The 23,215-nt window shown below is 32.2% G+C and carries 21 protein-coding genes, 1 tRNA gene and 1 pseudogene; 15 read left to right on the plus strand and 8 right to left on the minus strand.

Features of this window, described 5'->3' with window-relative positions; translation table 11 throughout:
* The first annotated feature begins 2 nt into the window (after nucleotides 1–2).
* The 7 genes from NJT12_RS19630 (at nucleotide 3) to NJT12_RS19660 (ending at nucleotide 8,718) form a co-directional block, all read left to right on the plus strand.
* Nucleotides 3–1,154 carry a formimidoylglutamase gene (locus tag NJT12_RS19630; RefSeq protein ID WP_271337623.1) on the plus strand — a complete coding sequence of 384 codons (1,152 nt, stop codon included), beginning with the start codon at nucleotides 3–5 and terminating at the stop codon, nucleotides 1,152–1,154.
* A 263-nt stretch (nucleotides 1,155–1,417) separates the two neighbouring features.
* A complete protein-coding gene (gene porK / locus NJT12_RS19635; RefSeq protein ID WP_271337624.1) occupies nucleotides 1,418–2,821 on the plus strand; it encodes a T9SS ring complex lipoprotein PorK/GldK in 1,404 nt (467 codons plus the stop codon).
* Between the two features lie 60 nt (nucleotides 2,822–2,881).
* A complete protein-coding gene (gene porL, locus NJT12_RS19640; protein WP_271337625.1) occupies nucleotides 2,882–3,529 on the plus strand; it encodes a type IX secretion system motor protein PorL/GldL in 648 nt (215 codons plus the stop codon).
* Nucleotides 3,530–3,580: 51 nt separating this feature from the next.
* Nucleotides 3,581–5,116 carry a type IX secretion system motor protein PorM/GldM gene (gene porM, locus NJT12_RS19645; RefSeq protein ID WP_271337626.1) on the plus strand — a complete coding sequence of 512 codons (1,536 nt, stop codon included), beginning with the start codon at nucleotides 3,581–3,583 and terminating at the stop codon, nucleotides 5,114–5,116.
* A gap of 46 nt (nucleotides 5,117–5,162) precedes the next feature.
* Complete coding sequence (porN, locus tag NJT12_RS19650; RefSeq protein WP_072959658.1) at nucleotides 5,163–6,152, plus strand: type IX secretion system ring subunit PorN/GldN; 990 nt, start codon at nucleotides 5,163–5,165, stop codon at nucleotides 6,150–6,152.
* A 427-nt stretch (nucleotides 6,153–6,579) separates the two neighbouring features.
* On the plus strand, nucleotides 6,580–7,569 hold the full coding sequence (gene porN / locus NJT12_RS19655; RefSeq protein ID WP_271337645.1) for a type IX secretion system ring subunit PorN/GldN: 990 nt from the start codon (nucleotides 6,580–6,582) through the stop codon (nucleotides 7,567–7,569).
* 75 nt (nucleotides 7,570–7,644) lie between these two features.
* The gene (locus tag NJT12_RS19660) at nucleotides 7,645–8,718 is read left to right on the plus strand and encodes an NAD(P)/FAD-dependent oxidoreductase (protein WP_271337627.1); all 1,074 of its coding nucleotides are present in this window, start codon (nucleotides 7,645–7,647) and stop codon (nucleotides 8,716–8,718) included.
* On the opposite strand, the gene NJT12_RS19665 is transcribed toward NJT12_RS19660, so the two are convergent.
* Nucleotides 8,699–9,082 carry a DUF983 domain-containing protein gene (locus NJT12_RS19665; RefSeq protein ID WP_271337628.1) on the minus strand — a complete coding sequence of 128 codons (384 nt, stop codon included), beginning with the start codon at nucleotides 9,080–9,082 and terminating at the stop codon, nucleotides 8,699–8,701. The genes NJT12_RS19660 and NJT12_RS19665 overlap by 20 nt on opposite strands.
* 214 nt (nucleotides 9,083–9,296) lie before the next feature.
* Between NJT12_RS19665 and NJT12_RS19670 the strand changes: the two are divergent.
* From NJT12_RS19670 to abc-f, 4 genes and pseudogenes are all read left to right on the plus strand, one after another.
* Nucleotides 9,297–9,419 (plus strand): annotated as a pseudogene (locus NJT12_RS19670) (protein phosphatase 2C domain-containing protein); the annotation flags it as partial.
* A 163-nt stretch (nucleotides 9,420–9,582) separates the two neighbouring features.
* Nucleotides 9,583–10,344: a hypothetical protein gene (locus NJT12_RS19675; RefSeq protein WP_271337629.1), complete on the plus strand. Its 762-nt coding sequence runs from the start codon at nucleotides 9,583–9,585 to the stop codon at nucleotides 10,342–10,344.
* A 30-nt stretch (nucleotides 10,345–10,374) separates the two neighbouring features.
* A complete protein-coding gene (locus NJT12_RS19680; protein WP_271337631.1) occupies nucleotides 10,375–11,376 on the plus strand; it encodes a TerC/Alx family metal homeostasis membrane protein in 1,002 nt (333 codons plus the stop codon).
* A 254-nt stretch (nucleotides 11,377–11,630) separates the two neighbouring features.
* Nucleotides 11,631–13,544 carry a ribosomal protection-like ABC-F family protein gene (gene abc-f, locus NJT12_RS19685; protein ID WP_271337632.1) on the plus strand — a complete coding sequence of 638 codons (1,914 nt, stop codon included), beginning with the start codon at nucleotides 11,631–11,633 and terminating at the stop codon, nucleotides 13,542–13,544.
* Between the two features lie 197 nt (nucleotides 13,545–13,741).
* Here abc-f and NJT12_RS19690 read toward each other — a convergent pair whose 3' ends face one another.
* The gene (locus NJT12_RS19690) at nucleotides 13,742–14,704 is read right to left on the minus strand and encodes an App1 family protein (RefSeq protein ID WP_271337633.1); all 963 of its coding nucleotides are present in this window, start codon (nucleotides 14,702–14,704) and stop codon (nucleotides 13,742–13,744) included.
* 66 nt (nucleotides 14,705–14,770) lie between these two features.
* On the opposite strand from NJT12_RS19690, the gene NJT12_RS19695 reads away from it, so the two are divergent.
* Complete coding sequence (locus NJT12_RS19695; protein WP_271337634.1) at nucleotides 14,771–15,640, plus strand: diacylglycerol/lipid kinase family protein; 870 nt, start codon at nucleotides 14,771–14,773, stop codon at nucleotides 15,638–15,640.
* A 667-nt stretch (nucleotides 15,641–16,307) separates the two neighbouring features.
* On the opposite strand, the gene NJT12_RS19700 is transcribed toward NJT12_RS19695, so the two are convergent.
* Together NJT12_RS19700 and NJT12_RS19705 are read right to left on the minus strand one after the other, a co-directional pair.
* Nucleotides 16,308–17,453, minus strand: a complete 1,146-nt coding sequence (locus NJT12_RS19700) for a peptidogalycan biosysnthesis protein (RefSeq protein ID WP_271337635.1) — start codon at nucleotides 17,451–17,453, stop codon at nucleotides 16,308–16,310.
* Between the two features lie 128 nt (nucleotides 17,454–17,581).
* Entirely contained in the window at nucleotides 17,582–18,070 is a 489-nt protein-coding gene (locus NJT12_RS19705; RefSeq protein ID WP_271337636.1) for a DUF1761 domain-containing protein, read from the minus strand.
* Between the two features lie 225 nt (nucleotides 18,071–18,295).
* Between NJT12_RS19705 and NJT12_RS19710 the strand changes: the two genes are divergently transcribed.
* Nucleotides 18,296–18,601 (plus strand): hypothetical protein, encoded by a 306-nt coding sequence (locus NJT12_RS19710; protein WP_271337637.1) that lies wholly within the window; start codon nucleotides 18,296–18,298, stop codon nucleotides 18,599–18,601.
* A gap of 128 nt (nucleotides 18,602–18,729) precedes the next feature.
* Here NJT12_RS19710 and NJT12_RS19715 read toward each other — a convergent pair whose 3' ends face one another.
* Both NJT12_RS19715 and NJT12_RS19720 read right to left on the minus strand, forming a co-directional pair.
* Nucleotides 18,730–19,266 (minus strand): STM3941 family protein, encoded by a 537-nt coding sequence (locus NJT12_RS19715; protein ID WP_271337638.1) that lies wholly within the window; start codon nucleotides 19,264–19,266, stop codon nucleotides 18,730–18,732.
* Between the two features lie 80 nt (nucleotides 19,267–19,346).
* Nucleotides 19,347–19,418 (minus strand) — tRNA-Glu (locus NJT12_RS19720).
* Nucleotides 19,419–20,126: 708 nt separating this feature from the next.
* On the opposite strand from NJT12_RS19720, the gene NJT12_RS19725 reads away from it, so the two are divergent.
* Entirely contained in the window at nucleotides 20,127–20,840 is a 714-nt protein-coding gene (locus tag NJT12_RS19725) for a hypothetical protein (RefSeq protein WP_271337639.1), read from the plus strand.
* 193 nt (nucleotides 20,841–21,033) lie between these two features.
* Here the strand turns inward: NJT12_RS19725 and NJT12_RS25190 are convergent, their stop codons facing one another.
* Nucleotides 21,034–21,237 carry a helix-turn-helix domain-containing protein gene (locus NJT12_RS25190; RefSeq protein ID WP_414655401.1) on the minus strand — a complete coding sequence of 68 codons (204 nt, stop codon included), beginning with the start codon at nucleotides 21,235–21,237 and terminating at the stop codon, nucleotides 21,034–21,036.
* 147 nt (nucleotides 21,238–21,384) lie between these two features.
* On the opposite strand from NJT12_RS25190, the gene NJT12_RS19730 reads away from it, so the two are divergent.
* Nucleotides 21,385–21,687, plus strand: a complete 303-nt coding sequence (locus NJT12_RS19730) for a hypothetical protein (RefSeq protein WP_271337640.1) — start codon at nucleotides 21,385–21,387, stop codon at nucleotides 21,685–21,687.
* An 820-nt stretch (nucleotides 21,688–22,507) separates the two neighbouring features.
* On the opposite strand, the gene NJT12_RS19735 is transcribed toward NJT12_RS19730, so the two are convergent.
* A complete protein-coding gene (locus tag NJT12_RS19735; RefSeq protein WP_271337641.1) occupies nucleotides 22,508–23,191 on the minus strand; it encodes a hypothetical protein in 684 nt (227 codons plus the stop codon).
* Nucleotides 23,192–23,215 lie beyond the last annotated feature (24 nt).

A 23,215-nucleotide genomic window follows, 5' to 3' on the forward strand; every position in this document is an offset into this window, starting at 1 on the left:
AAATGGAGTTTGATTTTCTAGAACCAGTTAATGAAGGAATTTTAAAATTCATTAGTTCATTGTCTTCACAAGAATTGGGTAGCAAAATTGTTTTGCATACACAAGATCAGTTTCCTGATATAAGCAAAATTACGATTGCAATAGTTGGTGTTTTAGAAGACCGACGTAATAGTAATGTGATTAATGAGGTTGATTTAAATGCGGTTCGTAAGAGACTGTACAGTATGTTTCCTGGTAACTGGGATGCATCTATTGCAGACTTAGGTGATATTCGTGCAGGGAATTCTGTAGAGGATACTTATTTCGCTTTAAAAAAGGTTACATCAAGATTAATCAGGAATAAAGTGATTCCTATAGTTCTGGGAGGTTCACAGGATTTGACCTATGCTTTGTATCGTGCTTACGATGATTTAGAGCAAATGGTAAATATGGTAGCCGTAGATAATAAATTTGATTTTGGAAAAGAAAACGAAACAGTTTCGGCTAATTCTTATCTTACTAAAATTATTATCGATGAGCCTAATAATCTGTTTAACTATTGCAATATTGGTTATCAGACGTATTACAATTCGCAGGAAGAAATTGATTTGATCGAAAAGTTATTTTTTGATGCCTATCGTTTGGGTGAAATCTCAAATAATATTGCACTGGCTGAACCTGTTTTCAGAGATGCTGATTTGGTAAGTATAGATTTGAATTCAGTAAAATCTTCAGAATCAGGAAATCTAATCTCTTTTGAACCAAATGGTTTCAACGGAAAAGAAATATGTTCGTTAGCCAGATATGCAGGAATTAGTGATAAAGTATCCTGTTTAGGGATTTTTAATCATAATAGTACAGCACCGGAATCAGTTATTATTGCGCAAATGGTTTGGTATTTTATAGAAGGATATCATTATCGATCTAAAGAATATCCATTTGGTAGTAGAGCAACGTATTTAAAATATATTGTTCCGCTTGAAGAAGAAGAATTAGTTTTTTATAAGAGTGATAAAACAGAGCGATGGTGGATTGAAATTCCGTTTGAGTCAAATGGTCACAATAAGTTGAAGAGAAATACGTTATTACCCTGTTCGTACGACGAATATCTAAGCGCTTGTAATCAAGAATTGCCGGAAAGATGGTGGAAAGCCCAACGAAAAAACGCTTTATAATTGGAAATTTTGTTGAAATTTTCAATTTTTTTTAAATTTTAAAAAATCGTTAACAAATATTAGTAGGGAAATAAATGCAAAATATAAAATTTAACGTGTTACGTCGATTTTTTGCGTTAGTTTATCGATGAAATATTTTTTTTTTATTTTATTTAACATTATTTTTGAGCGATAAAATAAATTTCGCAACTTGTATTGTTTTTTAGATAAATAATAAATACGTTTACGGACTTATAATAATGAATAGATAATCCCAAATTTATATGAAGAAGTTTATTGCATTTGCAGCAATGTTAACACTGGTAATTGGCTGTGGTAAGTCAGGAGACAAAGGTGAGTTGGTTGGTGTTTCAGGAGGGAAATGGCATCCGGAGAAACCTTATGGAATGACTTTAGTTCCAGGTGGGTCTTTTATTATGGGTAAATCAGATGCTGATTTAGCTAATGTGGAAGATGCTCCAACTAAAACAGTTACAGTTCGTGCATTTTATATGGATGAAACTGAGATTACAAATAGTGAGTACCGTCAATTTGTAGAATGGGTAAAAGATTCTACAATGAGAGTTCGTTTGGCAATTCTTGCTGATGAAACAGGACAAAAATCTACTGGTGACAAAGGAAAAAAAGGTGGAAGTATTGCAGATTATGCATTTAATGATTCAGAGCCGGACAAAATGACGGCATATGATAAATACATGTATGATAATTACTACAGTGTAGGAACAAAAGATGATCCTTATGCTGGAAGAAAACTGAACAAAAAAGTAAAGTTAATCAAAGATACTAAAGCATATCCGGATGAATATTATGCTGAGGTAATGGATTCTATGTATTTGCCAATTGAAGAATCATATAATGGTTTGAGAACAATTGATGTAAACAAATTGAAATTCCGTTATTCTTGGATGGACATTCAGGCTGCTGCAAAAGCTAAAGTTGGTAAAAGAAAAGATTTCGTTAAAACAGAACAAGTTAGTGTTTATCCTGATACAACAGTTTGGATTAAAGATTTTGCTTATTCTTATAATGAGCCAATGCATAATGACTATTTCTGGCACAAAGCTTACGGAGATTATCCTGTAGTTGGTGTAACCTGGAAACAAGCTAAAGCATTTTGTGCATGGAGAACTTTAAATAAAAACAGTTATATTAAATCAAAGAAAAAAGGACGTGATTTAGTAAACTCATTCAGATTGCCAACAGAGGCAGAATGGGAGTATGCTGCAAGAGGTGGTCTGGAATCAGCTACATATCCTTGGGGAGGTCCTTATACTAAAACTGACAGAGGTTGTTTTATGGCAAACTTTAAACCAAGCAGAGGTGATTATGCAGCTGACGAAGCTTTGTATACTGTTGAGGCTAAATCATATGATGTAAATGGTTACGGATTATATAATATGGCAGGAAACGTTTCAGAGTGGACAGATTCAGCTTATAATCCAAATGCATATGAATATGTTTCTACAATGAACCCTAACGTAATTGATGGAAACAATCAAAGAAAAGTAGTTCGTGGAGGTTCTTGGAAAGATGTTGCTTATTTCCTACAGGTAAGCACACGTGACCACGAATATGCAGATTCTGCAAGAAGTTATATTGGTTTCAGAACAGTACAAGATTACATGGGAACTCAAGCAACCGGAAGCGGAAAAAAGAAAAGTAAGTAATAATTAAATTCAAATAACCAAATCAAATCTATTTTAAATTAAAACCTAAAAAAAAGTATTATGGCATTATTAAGTAAAAAAGCAATGAATTTCGCTTATGGTATGGGAGCGGCAGTAGTAATTATTGGAGCTTTATTCAAAATTACTCACTTTGAGATTGGACCATTAACAGGAACTTTGATGTTATCAATTGGATTGGTAACGGAAGCGTTAATCTTTGCACTTTCTGCTTTTGAACCAGTTGATGAAGAGTTGGACTGGACTCTTGTTTATCCTGAATTAGCTAACGGTCAAGCAGTGAAAAAAGGTAATAAAGTTGAAACTCCATCTGATGCCCAAGGATTGTTGTCTCAAAAATTAGACGTAATGTTGAAAGAAGCTAAAATTGACGGAGAATTAATGTCAAGTTTAGGAAACTCTATCAAAAATTTCGAAGGAGCTGCAAAAGCAATTTCTCCAACAGTAGATTCTATTGCAGGACAAAAGAAATATGCTGAAGAAATGTCTATGGCTGCTGCACAAATGGAATCATTAAACAGCTTATACAAAGTTCAATTAGAAAGTGCTACAAGAAATGCACAAGCAAACAGTGAAATCGCTGAAAATGCAACTAAATTGAAAGAACAAATGCAATCAATGACTGCAAACATTGCTTCTTTAAACAGTGTTTACGGTGGTATGCTTTCTGCAATGAGTAACAAAGGATAATTAGTTTTTGACTATTATATTAAATTTATTAATAAGAACTAATTAGAAAAAATGGCAGGAGGAAAATTAACCCCTAGACAGAAGATGATTAACCTGATGTATCTGGTTTTCATCGCAATGTTGGCAATGAACGTATCAAAAGAAGTTATATCTGCTTTTGGTTTGATGAATGAAAAATTTGAAGATGCAAACGTTTCTTCGGTTACAACAAACGCAAAGTTATTAGAAACTTTAAATCTAAAAGCTTCTGAGGCAAAAGGAGAATTTGCTGATGCAGCTGTAGTTGCCCATAAGGTGGAAGCTATTTCAAAAGATTTTTATACTTTTATTGGAAGTTTAAAGGCGCAAGCTGTAAATGGTTTTGAAATAGATAAAGAAACTGGAAAGTTACCTTACGAGTCTATGGACAGAGGTGATAACATCGACGACTGGTTTACAGGTGATGGTTACACTAAAAAAGGTAATGAAATTATTGCTAAGATTGAAAAATACAAAGCAGATATGAAAGCTGCTCTTGGTGCTAAGTATGCTGATATATCTACTGAAGTTAACAAGAAATTTGATGTTTCTGATGTCAAAAATAAAGATGGTATTAAAGAAAAATATTTAGCATATCATTTTAAAGGATTTCCCGCAATTGCAACCGCTGCAAAACTTTCAGCTTGGCAGAATGATGTACAGAAAATAGAAGCCGATGTTTACAATCGTGCTTTAGGAAAAGCAGCAGTTGATGAGGCTTCTTACAGTAAATTTGAAGCCATTGTTGTATTAGATAAAAATGCTTATTTTCAAGGAGAAAAAGTTACAGGTAAAGTAGTTTTGGGTAAATACGATCCAAATGCTCAATTTACGGATTTTAAAGGACCTGGAAGATTAGTTAATGGTCAGGCTGTTCTGGAAATGACTGCTGGTGGAGTAGGAGAGCAAAAAATTGGAGGTTCTTTTAATTTTGTTGAGAATGGTAAGCCAATTGTTCTTCCTTTTAATGGAACTTATGTTGTAGTTCCAAGACCAAATTCTGCCACAATTTCTGCTGATAAAATGAATGTTGTTTATAGAGGTGTTGTTAATCCAATCTCTGTATCTTTTGCTGGTGTTGCTGACAACAAAGTTGTTGCTAGTGCTCCGGGATTATCTTCTGCTGGTAAACCAGGTAAATATAACATGAACCCGGGTTCTGGTAATGAAGCTACAATTGCTGTTACTGGTACGTTGCCAAACGGAGATAAAGTTACAGATAAGAAAACATTCAGAATTAAAGGTATTCCTGGACCAACTGGTACAATTAGAGGAGAAGTGGGTGTTGTAAGAGGACCTAAATCTAACTTAGAGATTGCTACTATTGGTGCTAAATTACTTGACTTCGATTTTGAAGTTGGTTTAGATGTTGTTGGATTTAATTTGAAAATTGCAGGACAGCCTACTGTTGTTGTTTCTGGAAATAAATTGAATGCTCAGTGTAAAACAATACTTTCAAGAGCTGGAAAAGGAGATCAGGTTACTATTTCTGAAATTAAAACTAAACTTGTTGGAGCTGGTAGTTATTTATTACCAAGAACTGCTCCGGTAATTTACGAAATACAATAATAAAAAGTAGGTAAAACTACGTTCAATATCTTATAATGGTATCATGATGAAAGTAAGAAATTTTTTAATAGCTATTGTTTCTATCGCTGGAGGTTTTTCTTCTTATGCGCAATCTAATTTGCTAAATGCGAAAACACCTGCTCAGATAGGACTTAAAACTCCTGCTCAACTTATCTCAGATAACGATAAGCCTTTGGCTTATGGTTATGTAGATGATAGAGATATATTGATGGGGAAAACTACTTGGGAAATCATTGATTTAAATGAAAAAATCAACTTTCCATTATATTTTCCGGTAGATACGGCTAATATTGGTTCTGACAGACGCTCTCTTTATGACGTTTTGACGAAGGCTGTTAAAAATGGCAAAATAACTGAAGTGTATAGCGACAGTTATTTCAATACTAAAAAATCTTTGAAAGATATTCAGGGTGCGTTATCTCGTATTGATACAACAGATGCAGGAAGAGAATTGATCAACCAATATCCGGATGACTACAAATCACGTGTAGTGAAGAAAAAAGTAGTTACCGGTACCGGCAAAAAGAAATCTGTTTCTTATGTTGAAGAAACAGTAGGACCAACAAGATCAGTACCGGCAGAGTATATCCTTAAACAGGATTTAACTGCTGCAGATGTTACACAATATAAAGTTAAAGGATACTGGTATTTTGACAAACGTCAGAGTGAACTGAAATATCGTTTGCTGGGAATTTGTCCTGTAACTCCAGATGTTTATACAATGAATAGTGACGAGAAAGATTATATTGAGTTATTTTGGGTTTTCTTCCCTAATGCGAGAGAAGCTTTGCATGAAGCAAAAGCTTTTAACGATAATAACTCTGCGCTTCCAATTTCATTTGATCAGATATTAAATTCAAGACGTTTTAATGCAGTTATCTACAAAGAAGAAAACTTGTACGGAGATCGTGAGATCAAAGATTACATGAAAGATAATGCCCAAAACCAATTGTTAGAATCTGAAAGAGTAAAAGAGAAGATTCGTAACTTCGAACAAGATATGTGGAATTACTAAGTATCTCATTACATAATAAAAAAACTCTTACTGCGCCATGCAGTAAGAGTTTTTTTTTGTCTTTAATTAAGCTCAATTATTCAAGTATATAAGATTATATTAACTGATATTGATTTGATGAAATTTGTTTTTTTAGCAAAATAATAAGTATTTCTGAATTCCTTAGATTTAATTCATTTTAGTACAAATGTAGATAATCGCATTTTTAAAGTAATATTAAAACGTTGATAGAATAAAAAAATGTAACTTAGTTTGTTGTTAGTCAGTTATTTGGCGTTTTGTTGTACTGATTACTCTTATTTTGTAGGTATTATTTAGCGCAAAAAAAAGATTTTTTTAGTGTTTTTAATTTTTTACCCTGCTATTATGTAAGAAAATTACAATAAATCTGATAAAGCTACGTTCAATGTTTTATACTAATATCATGATGAAAATAAGACTTTTTTTAATTGTTATTGTTGTTGCTACGGGAAGTTTTTGCTGCCACGCACAATCAAATTTGCTAAATGCAAAAACGCCTGCGCAGATAGGATTAAAGACTGCTGCACAACGAATTTCAGACAATGACAAGCCATTATCTTATGGCTATGTAGATGATCGGGATGTATTGATGGGAAAAACGGTCTGGGAAATTATTGATTTAAATGAGAAAATTAATTTCCCTTTATATTTTCCTGTAGATACTGCTAATATTGGTTCAGACAGACGTTCTCTTTATGATGTGTTAATCAAAGGGATGAAAAGTGGTAAAATAACTGAAGTATACAGTGATAGCTATTTCAATACAAAAAAATCTTTGAAAGATATTCAGGGTGCGTTATCCCGTGTTGATACAACAGATGCGGGAAGAGAATTAATCAACCAATATCCGGACGACTACAAATCGCGTGTAGTCAAGAAAAAAGTAATTACAGGTACCGGGAAAAAGAAATCCGTTTCTTATGTTGAAGAAACTGTAGGGGCAACAAGATCAGTGCCGGCAGAATACATTTTGAAACAGGATTTAACTGCTGCAGATGTTACACAATATAAAATAAAAGGATATTGGTATTTTGATAAACGCCATAGTGAACTGAAATATCGTTTACTGGGAATTTGTCCCGTAACTCCTGATGTTTATACAATGAATAGCGACGAGAAAGATTATATTGAGCTATTTTGGATTTTCTTTCCAGATGCCAGAGAAGTGCTTTATGAAGCAAAAGCATTTAATGATAAAAATTCAGCGCGTCCAATTTCATTTGATCAAATTTTAAATTCGAGGTATTTTAATGCGGTAATTTATAAAGAAGAAAATATGTATGGAGATCGTGAGATCAAAGCGTATATGAAAGATGATGCGCAAAGTCAGCTGTTGGAAGCAGAAAGAGTAAAAGAGAAGATTCGTAATTTCGAGCAAGATATGTGGACCTACTAAATATTTGGTTGTATTATAACAGAAACTCTTACTACCTTTGTAGTGAGAGTTTTTTTTATTTTTATCTTTTTATACATGTTAGATTATTTAATTGTTGGATCTGGATTAGCAGGAATTTCTTTTGCAGAAGTTGCCCTTAAAAACAATAGCACTATTTTAGTTGTTGACAATGAATCTCAAAATTCATCAAAAGTCGCTGGCGGTTTATATAATCCTGTTATTTTGAAACGTTTTAGTGAGGTTTGGAAAGCGCAAGAACAATTAATACTGATGAGCGATTTCTACCGTCAGATAGAAGATAAATTGCAGGTGAAATTTAATTTTAAACTCCCTATTTTAAGAAAATTCTTTTCGATCGAAGAACAGAATAATTGGTTTGCTGCTTCAGACAAAATAAATCTGGCGCCTTTTCTATCTACTAAATTAATTACCAAAAAATATAATAGTATTGATTCTCCATACGATTATGGCGAAGTTTTGCATACAGGTTATGTAGATACAGCTTTGTTGCTGGATAATTACAAAAAGTATTTGCAAGAAAATAATTTGTTATTAGAAGAGTCTTTTGATAGTAGTTGTGTAGAGTTTTTAGATAACGGAATTCAATATAAAAATATCCGGGCCCGTCATATTATTTTTGCAGAAGGTTTTGGTCTGCATAAAAACCCTTTCTTTAATTATTTGCCATTAGACGGTACAAAGGGAGAATTGTTTGTAATAAAAGCGCCGGATTTAGATCTTGATGTTATAGTAAATACAAGCGTTTTTATATTGCCTATGGGTAATGATTTATTTAAAGTTGGTGCTACATATAACTGGCAGGATAAAACAGATTTACCTACAGAAGAAGGGAAACAAGAACTTCTTGAGCGTATAAAAGAAATTATAACCTGCGATTTTGAAATTGTAAAACATTTTGGTGGAGTTCGCCCAACTGTTAAAGACAGAAGGCCTTTGATTGGTACACACCATGAGCATCAATCGCTGCATATTCTAAACGGATTAGGGACAAGAGGCGTAATGCTTGGGCCTGCAATGGCAAAAGCTTTATTTGATAAAATTGAAAATGAAGTTCCTCTAGATCGTGAAATTGATATTCAGCGATTTCATAAAAGATATTTAAAGACTCTTATTTTTGACCGGCCTTAGGATCATAAGAGACAAACATGTTAATGTATAAATTCCTTGAAAGTCTTAAAACAAACGGAAACAATACAATTAAGCTAATAACTATTGCGATAAAGGATTCTTCGATTGAAGCTTTGAAAAATACAAAGGAAATTATAAAAGCCGCAATCCCAACCGCAACATTTAATCCGTAGCTTACATACATCGCACCATAAAAAAATGAAGGTTCAATTTGATATTTAAATCCGCAATGACTGCAATGGTCATTCATTTTTAAAACTTTAGTCAAATGAAGCGGATTGCTGTCTGTATACATGCTTTCTTTTTGGCATTTTGGACAACTTCCCGTTAAAATACTATTTAATTTTGATCCTTTTTTAAACATTCTTCTAAGTGTTATTTGATGTAGTATCGAAGATTTTTTTCTTTTTTTGAATAATAATTCTTTCGAATATTGATAGATTTATTATTTATTAATCTTACAAAGCAGATAAGTTGCAAATATACCTATTTTGTTGCAACTCTACTTGGAAAAAAGTATTAGAGTTTTTGTCATTTCGGTAGTTTTTTTTGCCTGATATCAGCAATTTGTTAGAGAAGATGATTTAGCGTTTAAAAATTTCAAGGAAATTGGCTGGAGTGTTTTAGCGGTTTCTGATGGCGCAGGTTCGGCAAAAGTATCAAGTAAAGGTTCTAAAATAGCATGCGATTCTGTAATTTAGTATTTTGAAGAAAATTTAAATGCTGAACATCTAAAAGAATTCGATCAGGTTTTAGTAGCACATCACAATAAAGTAACTGACAAAACATCTGAATAAAACAGACCCAAATAGAAAATTACCAAACAGATTAACCGATTTGCATGCATTACCGGTTTTAATTTATATGTTTTTATTGCATAGACATCCGTTAAAAGGCGGGAAGGTGCATGATCTTGATACAGAAAAAGATGACTTGCTGTCGATGGGCGAAAAAGCGATGTTTATAGAACATCCCACAGATCCGGCAAACAGACCCAAACTCAATCAGGTCTCTAAATGGGATTTGCCTTGGGCAGGTATTACAAAATTGCCGTACACCATCACGGGCCCTTATTTAAAAACCTTATTTGATAAAGTTTTTATTGACGGATTACACAACCCGATGCAAAGGCCTAATGCCGAAGAATGGGAAATAGCGTTGCTGAAAACTACAGACTTAATGCAGAAATACCATAATGTTTCCTGCGAGCAAAAATGGTATGTTTTTGATAACACCAATACACCAAGATGCCCGTTTTGTAATACGGCGCACAAAGGCACGCTCCCTGTATTAGATTTGTATTATCAATTTCAGGAAACTACCTGGAAACCTGAAAATCACAGATTGATGGTTTATAATGATCAATACTTGTTTCAATGGCACGTTAATCGTAATATTGCCAGAAATGAAAAACTGACCGCAGCGCAAAAAGTTCCTGTTGGTTACTTTACATTTTTTAATGATAAATGGGTATTTGTCAATCAAAAACTAACCTCATTAAAAGATGTTACCGAAGACAAAGAAATTCCTATTGGGACAATGCTGGAGCTGACAGATGGTAAAAAAATATTGCTTTCAAAAGAAGAAGGCGGCAGAGTGATAGTAGTTACAATGGCTAATAAATAATTTCAAATCTAATTTAATTAATATTTAAAAATGAATCAACACCCTATTTTTTCAGAACACCCAGGTTTAATAATAGTATTTGCAGTCGCGGTAGTAATCATGCTGTTGTTGGATTTAGGAATTTTCAATAAGAAAAGCCATGTCGTAACTAATAAAGAAGCGATAACCTGGTCATTAGTTTGGATAAGTTTAGCAATGATTTTTAGTGGTTTAATTTATCACTTTGCAGGCGCTGCCAAATTTTATGAGTTTCAATCAGCCTATTGGATTGAGAAAGCACTTTCTGTAGATAATCTATTTGTTTTTATATTAGTCTTTAAATTTTTTGATGTACAAAACGAAAACAAGCATAAAGTTTTATTTTGGGGAATTATAGGAGCTTTAGTTCTAAGAGCTATTTTTATATTCTCAGGAGCATTCTTAATCGAGCTTACATACTTAAACAAATTATTGAGCCTTGCCGGATTAGAAGGATTTAAATATGATATCAATTTAATCATGACTGCTTTTGGATTGTTCCTTGTTTATGCCGGAATTAAATCCTGGTCAGCTGGTGATGAAGACGATGATGAAGATTACAACAATACAAGAGGGGCAAGATTGATCAGAAAGTTTTTTAGTGTTTCTGATAAATACGATGGCGATAAATTCTTTACATACGAAAACGGAAAAAAATTAGCAACACCGCTTTTAGTAGTTGTAGCGGTAATTGAGTTTACAGATTTACTATTTGCAGTTGACTCTATTCCTGCAATTTTCGCGATTTCAAATGACCCGTTTATCCTTTATACCTCTAACATTTTTGCAATTTTAGGATTAAGAGCATTGTTTTTCTTATTAGATAACTTCATTCACTTGTTCAGCAAACTACAATACGGATTGGCAATTATCCTTTCGTTTATTGGTGTTAAAATGATCATTGCTCCATTTTATCATATCGAATCAATTTATTCATTGATCGTTATCGGAGGAATTTTGGTGATCTCAGTAGTGTTATCTATTTTGATGCCAGAGCCAAAAGAAGCAGAATAAGCAAAAATCATAATATAATAAAAAACGGATGGAGGATCTTAATTGATCTTTCATCCGTTTTTTTAGGGTCACTATCTAATGAAATAGCAAGATCAAGGTCGCAAAATAAGATAGGAGAGCAGAAAGAGTCCTAAAGATATGTTTTTAAAACCGGGGTCGAAACTTCAATTAATTGTCTTACTTTTGCACTTTCAAAAAGTAAAGTAAAAAAAGTACTTAAAACCTTTACTGCCTGTAACAATAGTCACAAAATTATGCTTAATATACACAATCTTTCGGTTTCTTTTGGAGGAACATATTTATTTGAAGAAGTTACTTTTCGTTTAGGTGCCGGTGACCGCGTAGGTCTTGTTGGTAAAAACGGAGCCGGTAAATCGACAATGCTAAAAATGTTAGCAAGAGATTTTGCTCCTGATTCCGGAGTTATTTCTCAGGAAAAAGATATCCGAATGGGGTTTTTACGTCAGGATATTGATTTTGAACGCGGAAGAACAGTTTTAGAAGAAGCTTACGAAGCCTTTACTGAAATTAAAATTGTAGAGAAGAAATTAGAAGAAATCAATCATCAATTGGTTACCAGAACTGACTATGAGAGTGAAGAATACGGACAGATTATTGAAGACTTGTCTGATTATACCCATCGTTTTGAACTATTGGGAGGTTACAATTATGTAGGAGATACAGAAAAAATCCTTTTGGGATTAGGTTTCAAAAGAGAAGTGTTTAACAATCAGACTGAAACTTTTTCAGGAGGTTGGAGAATGCGTATTGAGCTTGCTAAACTATTATTGCAGGCAAATGATGTATTACTTCTGGATGAGCCTACGAATCACCTTGATATCGAAAGTATCATCTGGTTAGAAAGTTTCTTGCGTAATTATCCCGGAGTTGTAGTAATCGTATCGCACGATAAAATGTTCCTGGATAATGTTACCAACCGTACAATCGAAATTTCTTTAGGAAAAGCATACGATTTTAATAAACCATATTCACAGTATTTAGAACTGCGTCATGAAATTCGTGAAAAACAATTAGCGACTCAGAAGAATCAGGCTAAGAAAATTGAAGAAACAGAAAAATTAATCGAAAAATTCCGTGCAAAAGCTTCAAAAGCTTCAATGGCGCAATCATTGATTAAAAAGTTAGATAAAGTAGAAAGAATCGAAGTTGATGAAGATGACAATTCAGTAATGAATATTACGTTTCCTGTTTCAAAAGAACCGGGTAAAGTAGTAGTCGAAGCTGAGCATGTAACGAAAGCTTACGGAGATAATGTGATCTTAAAAGACATTGATTTATTAGTAGAACGCGGTAGTAAAATTGCTTTTGTTGGTCAAAATGGTCAGGGAAAATCAACATTTATCAAAGCGATTGTAAACGAGTTTGAATACGACGGAAATATCAAATTAGGACACAATGTACAATTGGGTTATTTCGCTCAAAATCAAGCCGAATATCTTGATGGCGAAATCACGCTGCTGCAAACCATGGAAGATGCTGCTACAGACACGAACCGATCAAAAGTGCGTGACATGTTGGGATCTTTCTTATTTCGTGGCGATGATGTAGAGAAAAAAGTAAAAGTACTTTCAGGAGGTGAACGTAACCGTTTGGCACTTTGTAAGCTATTATTACAACCCATCAATGTTTTGCTGATGGATGAGCCTACGAATCACTTGGATATCAAATCTAAAAACGTTCTAAAAGCCGCACTTCAAAAATTTGGAGGAACCTTATTATTAGTTTCTCACGATAGGGATTTCTTGCAGGGAATGTCAAATATTGTTTACGAATTCAAAGATCAAAAAATCAAACAATATTTAGGAGATATCAATTATTTCTTAGAACAGCGCAATCTTGAAAACATGCGTGAAGTCGAGAAAAAAGATATTGCTAAAGCTGCTGCTCCAAAAGAAAGCAATAAAACTTCGTACGAAGATCAGAAAAAAGGGAAAGCATTACAAAATAAATTGAGTAAAGTTGAAAGTCAAATCAAGCAATTAGAGCGAGACATTCAGCACGATGATAAGTTGTTGGCTTCTAATTATAACAAACATATCGAAGATGCTTCTTTTTTTACTGCATACAAAAAGAAGAAAAAAGATTTAGATCAATTGCTTCTTGACTGGGAAATTGTTCAGGAAGAGATTGATAATTTTAAAGGTTAATTTAGTTTTTAGTCTCAGTGGCAGTTTTCAGTTTCTGAGCTTAAATCATATAGTTTAAATAAGTCTTTGTTAAAGTTTCGAGCTTTGACAAAGGCTTTTTTTGTTTTCTGGATCTAATCCGGTTTTCCTCTTCAATCTGGGCTGTAAGAAGGGTTTCAGATGTGAAACCTGAAACTTAAAACTTGGAACAAAAAAATCTACTGAATTAGGCCAATAGATTTAGAATGCATAATCGCTTCGCTGCTGTCTTTATAATAACAAACAGAGACTTCTAAATTCTCTAAGTTTTTCAAAACAACCTGAGTTGCTTTTTTTTGATGTTTCCCCGTTTGCCTGATGTAAACCGCCTTTACAGTCACAGGGAATATTTTGCAGATTCGTTCATAGAGAATAGGATCGTGTTGTGAATCATCACCCAGTAAAACATATTTAAGATTAGGATAGAACTCCAGAACATGTTTTATTTTATCAAACTTATGATCGTGATTTCCGCGTCCGCTCATGAAAAAATCCGTGATGCCTCTTCTAATATCTTTCAATAAAATAACAGCTCTTGGTAATTTATGTATTTTAGTAAATTTCACGATAAACCGGTACAAATTCCATTCACTGCTTGAAACATAAAAAAAGGCATTTTCTTCTTCTTTATTGTTTCTTCCGGCTGAGCTCAAAGCCTGATAATGAGATACAACATCTGTAAAGACTTTACGATCATTTACATTTTTAAATAAAAGAATATAGATTTTTTTGAAGAAATTTTGAGTATGCGAAATCAAAAAGGTATCGTCAATATCAGATATTATTCCTAATTTTCCTTTGTGAGGTCTAATAAAACTGCCTTTTTCAGTGATGGTTTCATTTTCATCTTTAATGCTAACTTCATATTCCATCCATCCAAAAGAAGTTTCTGTTTCAAGTGGAATACAAAACTTAAAATAGCCGTCGTCTAATGTTTTAGTATGAATTTCCTGATTGCCGCACTTTAGATAAATATCAAAATTTTCAAGTGTTTTTATCCTAAACTGATTAATGATTGAACGTGCATTTTTTAGGTTTTTCTTCTGGAAATCATAATCATACGTTCTTTTAAAAACATGGCCCATTACAATTAATTCCTCTTCATTGGCATAACCTCGATATAATTGTAAAATTGGTTTCATTAATTACGTATATTTATAGATAGATGCTGTAAATTAATTATTTTAATTGACTTTAAAAATAAAATTTTGAAAAAGAATATCATATTTGTTGTAAACCCTATTTCCGGAGACTTGGATAAATCAGATTTGATTGAAGCAGTTGAAGAGTTTGCAATTACAAATCATTTTGATCTGGAAGTGTATGAAACCAAAGGTAAAAATGATCAAAGAGAAATACAAAAACGTTATAATCAATATTTACCCGAACGAATTATTGTTGCCGGTGGCGACGGAACTATAAAAATGGTTGCTGAAGCCATGGAAGAGTTTGATGTAATTATAGGTATTTTGCCTGCAGGATCGGCAAATGGTTTATCTGTCGACCTGAATTTGCCTACTACCATTGAGGAGAATCTGAGAATTGCTTTTCTGAATCGTTATATCGAAATGGATATGATCTGTATCAACGGTAAAAAAAGTATTCATTTAAGCGATATTGGTGTTAATGCCAATCTGGTTAAGAATTACGAAGAAAGTAATTTACGCGGTTTTTGGGGATATGCCTTGCAGGCTTATTCGGCATTGAAAGAGTCAGAAGAACCTTTTGTAGCAACTATTTCGGCAAATAATAAAACGGTTGAGCATACCGCAAGAATGATTGTCATTGCGAATTCTCAAAAATACGGAACAGGAGTTGTTATCAATCCGCATGGCGTTATGAATGACGGGAAGTTTGAATTGGTGATCCTCAAGAATCTTGATTTATTACTAATCGGAAAAATTATTACTGGTAATATGCCAATTGATTCTGATGATATAGTGATTATTTCGACAGACAAAGCCACGATAAAAACAGATTATCCTGTAAATTTTCAGATTGACGGTGAGTATTGCGGTGCACAGACTTCTTTAGAAATTCATATTTTGCACAAACAAATGAAAATTGCAATTCCTTAAAAAGTAATTTCACTTTCGACAAAGTTGACAAAGATTTACGTTCCAGAAAGTTACCACAATCTTGTCATCTCGACGGAGGAGAGATCACACAAGTAATTCCATAAAAAAAGTTACCAATCTTTGTCGAGTTCTGCGTGTGATCTCTCCTTTCAGTCGAGATGACAAACTATACGAAAATATTATTATGAAAATGATTGCCCTAGCCCCGATAGAAGTCTACCGTGTGGATACAAGTATAAAACAAACACGAATTTCACAAACTAAATTAACCTGTTAAAATTTGTGCAAATTCGTGACCCGAGGCTGAAAGTCGAACAGGCGAAGCAAATTCATGTTCAAAACTGATTAACAATATTTGCGTCCAGACGGTAGGATAGAAGTGGGAATCCTTTTGTGCCGGTCCCGAGGCTTTGGTCAATGTCATTAAGTTAAGCTTTTTTAAGGACAATTATGGCTAAAAAAATTCGCGAAAAGTCGCAAAGTCGCAAAGAAAACGGATGTCAACTTGGCGGCTTTGCGACTTTGCGCGAGATCCATTCGGCAAAAGCATTATAAATTTTCTTTAAATTAAATGACATTGGGCTTCGGGAGCGGGATTAGCTCCTGAAAAAAAATGGTTTTATTATCGAAATGAGAAAAATGCGCAAACCAACTTTGCAAAAGCTATTTATTTAAACGGATTTCGTTCCTGCCAATCGGTCTTGGGTTCAAGGTAATTGAAAAGTTTAGCAATGTTATGATTGATCAAAGCGTTGCTGTGCGTAATCAATCCATACATTTTTACCGGTTTTGCTCCAACAGAACTTTTGATTTCCAAAGCAGTTCGTGCAAAAACAATTTCTGAAAAACCCTGATTGATCGAACAGGCAATCATATCGTACAACATGTTTAAGTACAACATTTTTTCACGCTGAATCGTTTCATCATAACCTAAAAAATAGGTATCCATCGCGGTTCCATTTTTAATTAGCGTATTGAAACCAATTAGTTTTTCGTCTAGAAAATAGCCATAAAACAAAAAATTATCCTTCATGATTTCTTTAAAAAAACTAAAGTGATTTCGTGCTAAGAAAAAAGTATTGAAAGGCGCGTTCTTAGCCACATGAAAATACAAATCATAAATAACATCTTCATAATTCTTAATGTCATCCAGAGCCATTTTTTTCTTTACAATTCCTTCCGCTTTTTTTCGGGCACGTTTGTATTGGTCGCGATACTTTTTTGATAAAGCATCAATGTAGTCTTGTTCAGTTGTCCAATTTTTGTTGATTTCGAAAATCATATTGGGTTGGGTCGAAAACGTATAATTGTTTTTAAATTCAGCTTGTAGCGGCTCAATTTCCTTTTCTGTAAAATCTTTTATGCTTGTTATATGAACCTTTCTTCCGTTTGCTTTCAGGTCTTTTTTAAGCTGGTTAATTGCTTTGTGAAGTGTTTTAACGGCCTTAGGCTGCTTTATGTCTTGAGCAAATGCAAAAGCATTTTGTCCCGTGAGCATATTGTTACCAACGAATAAAACATGTGAAGCAAAGTTTTTGAATGCAAAATTGCGTACAGATGTTTTTAAACATTGATCCCGTTCTCCAAAAGAATCCAGCTTTTCTGCGAATAAAAATTGAGTTAAGGCAATTCCTGCGAGTTTATCTTCGTTGAAAATCCCAATAAAATGACAAATCATATTTACCGGAGAAGAGTTTTCCAGTACCTCGAGATATTCCCTGGTCAAAAAAATATTATCTGCCGCCAGTGAATTCCATTCTAAAGGTAGTAATGATGCACTGTTGTAGATTTGAAAAGAATAAGTTGTATTCAAAAGTGTGAGCTAATTTTTTCAAAATTAGATAATATTTATAACAACTCACTTTGTTTAAGTTATTATTAAGAAAAACCCGTTTGATTTTATTTCAAACGGGCTTTTTTTATTTTTTATTTTTTTTGAATTTATGCATATGCGCAAATAATTCCGCCCATTAAAGTTAGTGTTATCACCCAGAACCCGGCGTGAATAAATATGTATTTCCATGATTTTCTTTCGAATAAGCCATTAATTCCAATGATCGGAAAAGCAAATAATAATCCGGACATGAATCCGTGAAGCGCTCCATGTTTAAACGTGCGATATGCCATTCCGTAATCTGCCATAAAAGCAGCAAAGGATGGTTTTGCGCTATCGATTAACGGCGGTCCGCCAACCATACCAATAGCACCGGTTTGATGAATGGTTAATGACATTAGCGTAACAGTAATCATTAAAGAGAAAATATAAGTCAATCCGAATATTTTGAGCATATTTCCTTTTCGAAGTTCTTCCTGCGTCAGATTATTTTCCCGCATCCAGATTGTCCCAAACACTTTTGGGTTGTACCAGATAAATCCAACTACAAGCGTTACAAGAGCAGATAAAAATAGTGCAATAGGTTTAATTTCCATAATATGAGGTTTTTGTGATTAGTTAATCAAAATTAAAATAAAAAAATGAGAATCTGAATAAAGATAAAATTGGGGTAGAAGTGCTGATGTAGCATAAAAAAAAAATAACATTTAATTTAGACTGTATTTTTTACACTTTTGCTTTTTTTTCATAACTTTAATTCTTCAATTTGCATAAAAATAAATAGAAGTATAAAATAATCTAACCTTTTTAATAATAAAATTATGGTAATACAATATCAAGGTGAACAACACGGAAAAGCAACAACATTTACGATAAAAATCATAGGCAATAATTTGTCTAAAAGCAGCTCTAATTATCAAATTGATTTATTGGTAGGAGATAAGCAATTGCCAACTTTTACAACATCGATTCATCAGAGTTTATCAAATTGTTTGAAAGAAATTTATTTATTCAGAAAACATAACGGGATAGAATTTGATGCAGCTTCAGAAAAAATAGCACCACTTTTAGTGCCTTACGATTTGGTTTTATACAATTATAATAAAGGAGCTTTATTCATGGCTTAAGCTTATTAATTTGACTAAAACAAAAAAAAGACTGTTCGATTGAATAGTCTTTTTTTGTTTTTAATTTTATTGTAGTAGTGTTTCACCTCTTCGAATTTTTTCAAATTAGCAAAACATTCATTTTAGTTTTAATTATTTGATGAAGTACTTTCTTTCCATAAGGTATTAAATGAGGTAAAAAGTGCATCAGCATCAATATCAATTTCAGAAGCTGAATACATTAATGTCAACTGATTAGTGTTTTTGTTATGGGCGATATTCCACATCATTTTCGAAAGCCTTCCTTCGTATTTTTCAGGATTGTTAATCGTAACAACAACGAGATTATCTCCTCCGGTTTTTTCTAATTCGATGTTGTCTACATCAATCCAATTCACGATTCCAAAAGATTTTGACATTGGTGTTGTTTTTCCGTAAAAGTTTTGATTGTTTAATTCAATTAACGGGCTTTTGTCTTTTAGGCTCAGAACGCTTTTTAATAAAAGTATAAGCATGATTAAAAATGCTCCAATAGAAAACACAAGCGGTTTGGTTTTTAATTCATTATCAAATATTCCCGCACTGTAAAGAATAACAAGGAGCAAAATAAGACAGACTCCTAAAGAAGTAAGTAATAATTTTTTTGTTTTCTTTGAATTTCGATATAATTTTATTTCTTTTTCCATTTGTATTTTACCTGAATTTTAAATTTTGCTATATCCTGTAAAAGTAAAAAGCTCCAGATTTCTCTGGAGCTTTTTTTTAGTAGCCCGTAGCGGAATCGAACCGCTCTTACATGGATGAAAACCATGCGTCCTAACCGATAGACGAACGGGCCTACTTCTCTAATGTGGGTGCAAAAATGCAACTAATTTTAAGATTATACAAACAGATTTTAGGTTTTTTTTTGAATTGATATTTTAAAAATATCACATTTAGAAACAATTAATCATAAATAAATCAAGTTAACTGTTGTGTATTTATTTGATTAATAATTGATTGTTTTTACATTAAAAAAAGGATAACGAGGATTTTTCTCTTGTTTTATTAAAAAAATAATTTTTATAAAGATTGAAAATATTTTTATTTTGAAAGAATATTCCTTTGTTTTAGTATTGTGCTTTGCGCTTTGTATTTGTGAATGTTATCTTAAATTATTATATTTACTTAAGATTCACTAAGCTTTATCATACCAGAATTTAGTGGCAACATAAAAAAAAGCTAACAGACGACTGAAATTAGGTGTTGTCAAAAAAAAATGAATTATGGGAAGAATTGTAATGGTAATAGGTTTGACGATTACTTTCTTGGTATGGATTTTATATCGACTTATAGTTAAAAGGGATTTAAAGAAAAATTTAAATAACATGTACCTTGGATTCTTTTTTATTGGAACCTGGGTGCTTTTCTATCTCTTCATTATTGAGTGTTTTTAGATTCGTAAATTATTGGTTATCGAATATATCCAAATTTAGATGGTTTTATCGCACATATGAAAGTTAGCTGTCATTGTAAAACGACACCGCAGACATTGAAAAAATAGACAATGATTGATAATTTACCAACATATATTTCGTTGACTTTCGGACTGACAACAGTTGCGACTTTATTGCTTTTTATTTGGACAATTAGAAGCTCAAATTCTGAAGAGACACGAAAAAAAGCAACGACAGTTTTTATAGGTTTGGCAATTTGGTTGACAATACAGTTGGTTTTGACATTCAAAAATATTTACAACTCTGACACAAATTCTTTTCCGCCAAAAATAATGTTGATAGGAATTTTGCCGACACTTTTGATAATTATTTTATTGTTTGCAACTTCAAAAGGCAGGCAATTTATTGACAGTTTACCTCTTAAGAATTTGACATATCTAAACGTTGTCAGAATACCAGTTGAAATAGTTTTGTTTTGGCTTTTTCTCAACAAAGCAATTCCGGAGTTGATGACTTTTGAAGGTCGAAACTTTGACATTCTAGCGGGGATTTCTGCGCCATTAGTCGCATATTTTGGATTGACAAAAGCAAAACTAAGCCGAAAAGTAATTTTAATATGGAATTTTATTTGTCTTGGGCTTTTAATAAGTATTGTTGTGAACGCACTCTTTTCGACACCGTCACCAATTCAAAAATTTGCTTTTGAGCAACCCAATATTGCGATTTTAAATTTTCCCTTTAGTTGGTTGCCAACATTTATAGTACCTATTGTTTTATTTGGCCATTTAGCATCAATTAGACAATTATTAAAGCCTAAAAACTGACGAATAAACGAAAGAATATAAACAACGAATGGCTAGGGTGTTTTGGGGAGATTGGGATTTTAGGCTGAATTTACAGATAGTTTTGTACTTGTAAAATTTGTGTTTAACTCAAAAAATCAAAATTCGCGGAGTTTAGAAATGGTATATAAAAAAAAAGCGCCAGATTTCTCTGAAGCTTTGTCTTAGTAGCGGGTTATATTTCTCGGAATAATTCTGATATCTCTACATTTAAAGCTTTACTGATTCGAATAAGCTTGTCGATTCCCATAATTTGTTTGCCTAACATATATCTTCTTAACGCTTCAATATCTAAATCTGAATCGTGAGCAATATGTCTTACTTTAAGATTTTTTTCTTTTATAATCTCCTTTATATTATTTCCAACAATCTTAATTATTTTTTCTACTCTTTTGTTTTAGTAGATTGATTATTGATATTTATGAATAGACAGTCATAAATGCAGGAACGTATAAATCCAGTCATATATGTTCCTGTTTTATTGTAAAAACTTCCTGACCTATGCAAATAAAAATAATAAGATATTATGGAAACTAATGAGATTGAAAAATTGGAGAATCTTAAAAAAATAATTGAGAAGTATTTTAATAATCCAAGGTCAGACAGATCAGAATTCTATACACCTCAAATTAAGATTAATTATTATGAACTTGGTTGTATGATTATAAATATGTTGAAAATGTGTGTTTTAACAATAGATAATGAAGGACATCAACTTGCTCTCCGCAGAGTAGTTCTTATTAGCGTTGTGCGAATGTCTCCTGACTTCGCACTTGCAATCTTGATCATAACAAAAAAAGCTCCAGATTTCTCTGAAGCTTTGTCTTAGTAGCCCTAACGAGACAATTCTCGAACCATTTTCAAGAAGACTTAAAAAGAATAAATACCCCTCAATATTAAATTATTGATCCAAATCAAACAATTAAGAATCACTTTGAAATAGAATTTTAAGATAGCATAGCTGTAAACATCTTAATTATATTTGTGACTGTAATTTTTCATGACATCTTGAATTTGTGATTCAACCATACTTAGACAATCCTATAAAAAAATTATGATTATCCAATATGATTGTATAAAACTCTGAATTTTGGTTTTCTGATTTAAGCGAGAAATAATTTTTCGAAAATTCTTTAATTGATGCATAATCACCATCTGTAATTTTGATTGTTGAATTTTCGTGAACAATTTTATTTTAACCAATTTAAGATTATTTATAAATTCCCACAGATCAAATTTCACTAGATCAATAGTTTTTAATAATTTAAATATTTCTGAATTTTATTTAAATCACAATATCCTTTTAAGTCATTGACTATATTGATACTTTTCGTTGATTCAGCATGAGAATTACAAATATTTTTAAGTTCACTATAAAAAAGAGAAAATTTGGATCACAATTGATTTTCTAAATCGCTGCATAAATTCTTGTTCAATCTCCATCAGTTGAGAAGATGTACTGTGTAATAATACATTATTTAGCAAATAATAGAGCAGATTTCTAATCTTACAATTCCGAAATAAACTAAAAAAGCTTCGGAGAAACCTAAAACTTTTTCGTTGTTTTGGGAAGCATACAATTTTCTAACCACTTTACGGGAGATTCCATAAAATTATTTCATTTGCATCTTGAAATTTGATTTTGCAAATTAAATCTTTTGTTTTAATGAATTATTACCGAACAGATGTTCATTCAATTTGTTTTTGTCCATGTGAATGTTTTTTTTCAAAGGTGTCATAATGAAAATATATGCTTCATCTTCAATTTGATAAATTACTATGTTAGCATTTATATTTTTTAGTCCATAATATTCTATTTTACTATATATTACTTTTGCATCCTCATTATTAATTTTGATGACATATTTACTAAAATTAAGATTAAAGCTTTTTATAGTGTCATTATTTATTTGGTAATTTATCTCATTATCTGAAAAAAAAGTTATGCTATTAATTTTATAGTCGTCTTTAAGTATTTCTGGACTTAAATTGACTTCGTACAACCCTTCGTTAATAGTAGAAAAATAACCCGGTGTCGGATAATTAGCTGATTGATGATTATTGAAAGCACAATTCTTAGAAACATTCTTAAGTTTTATTACTATTAATGAATACTTTGACTCAATTTCGTATTGTGAGATAATTGAGTCATTTTTTAATACATAGGTACCAATACAAACATGGTCGTTTTTAAAAGGTAACAAATTTTTAATTTTCATGCTTTTGCTTGGAACAAAATTCATTTCGTTCATTAAATTCATTTCTTTTTCAATTAGATCTTTTTTGCAACCTAAAAAAATGAGAAGCAATAATATAACACATATAATTTTCATATAAAATTTATTTAAAGCGAAGTT

It is taken from the genome of Flavobacterium azizsancarii, from assembly GCF_027980145.1.
Taxonomy (GTDB): domain Bacteria; phylum Bacteroidota; class Bacteroidia; order Flavobacteriales; family Flavobacteriaceae; genus Flavobacterium; species Flavobacterium azizsancarii.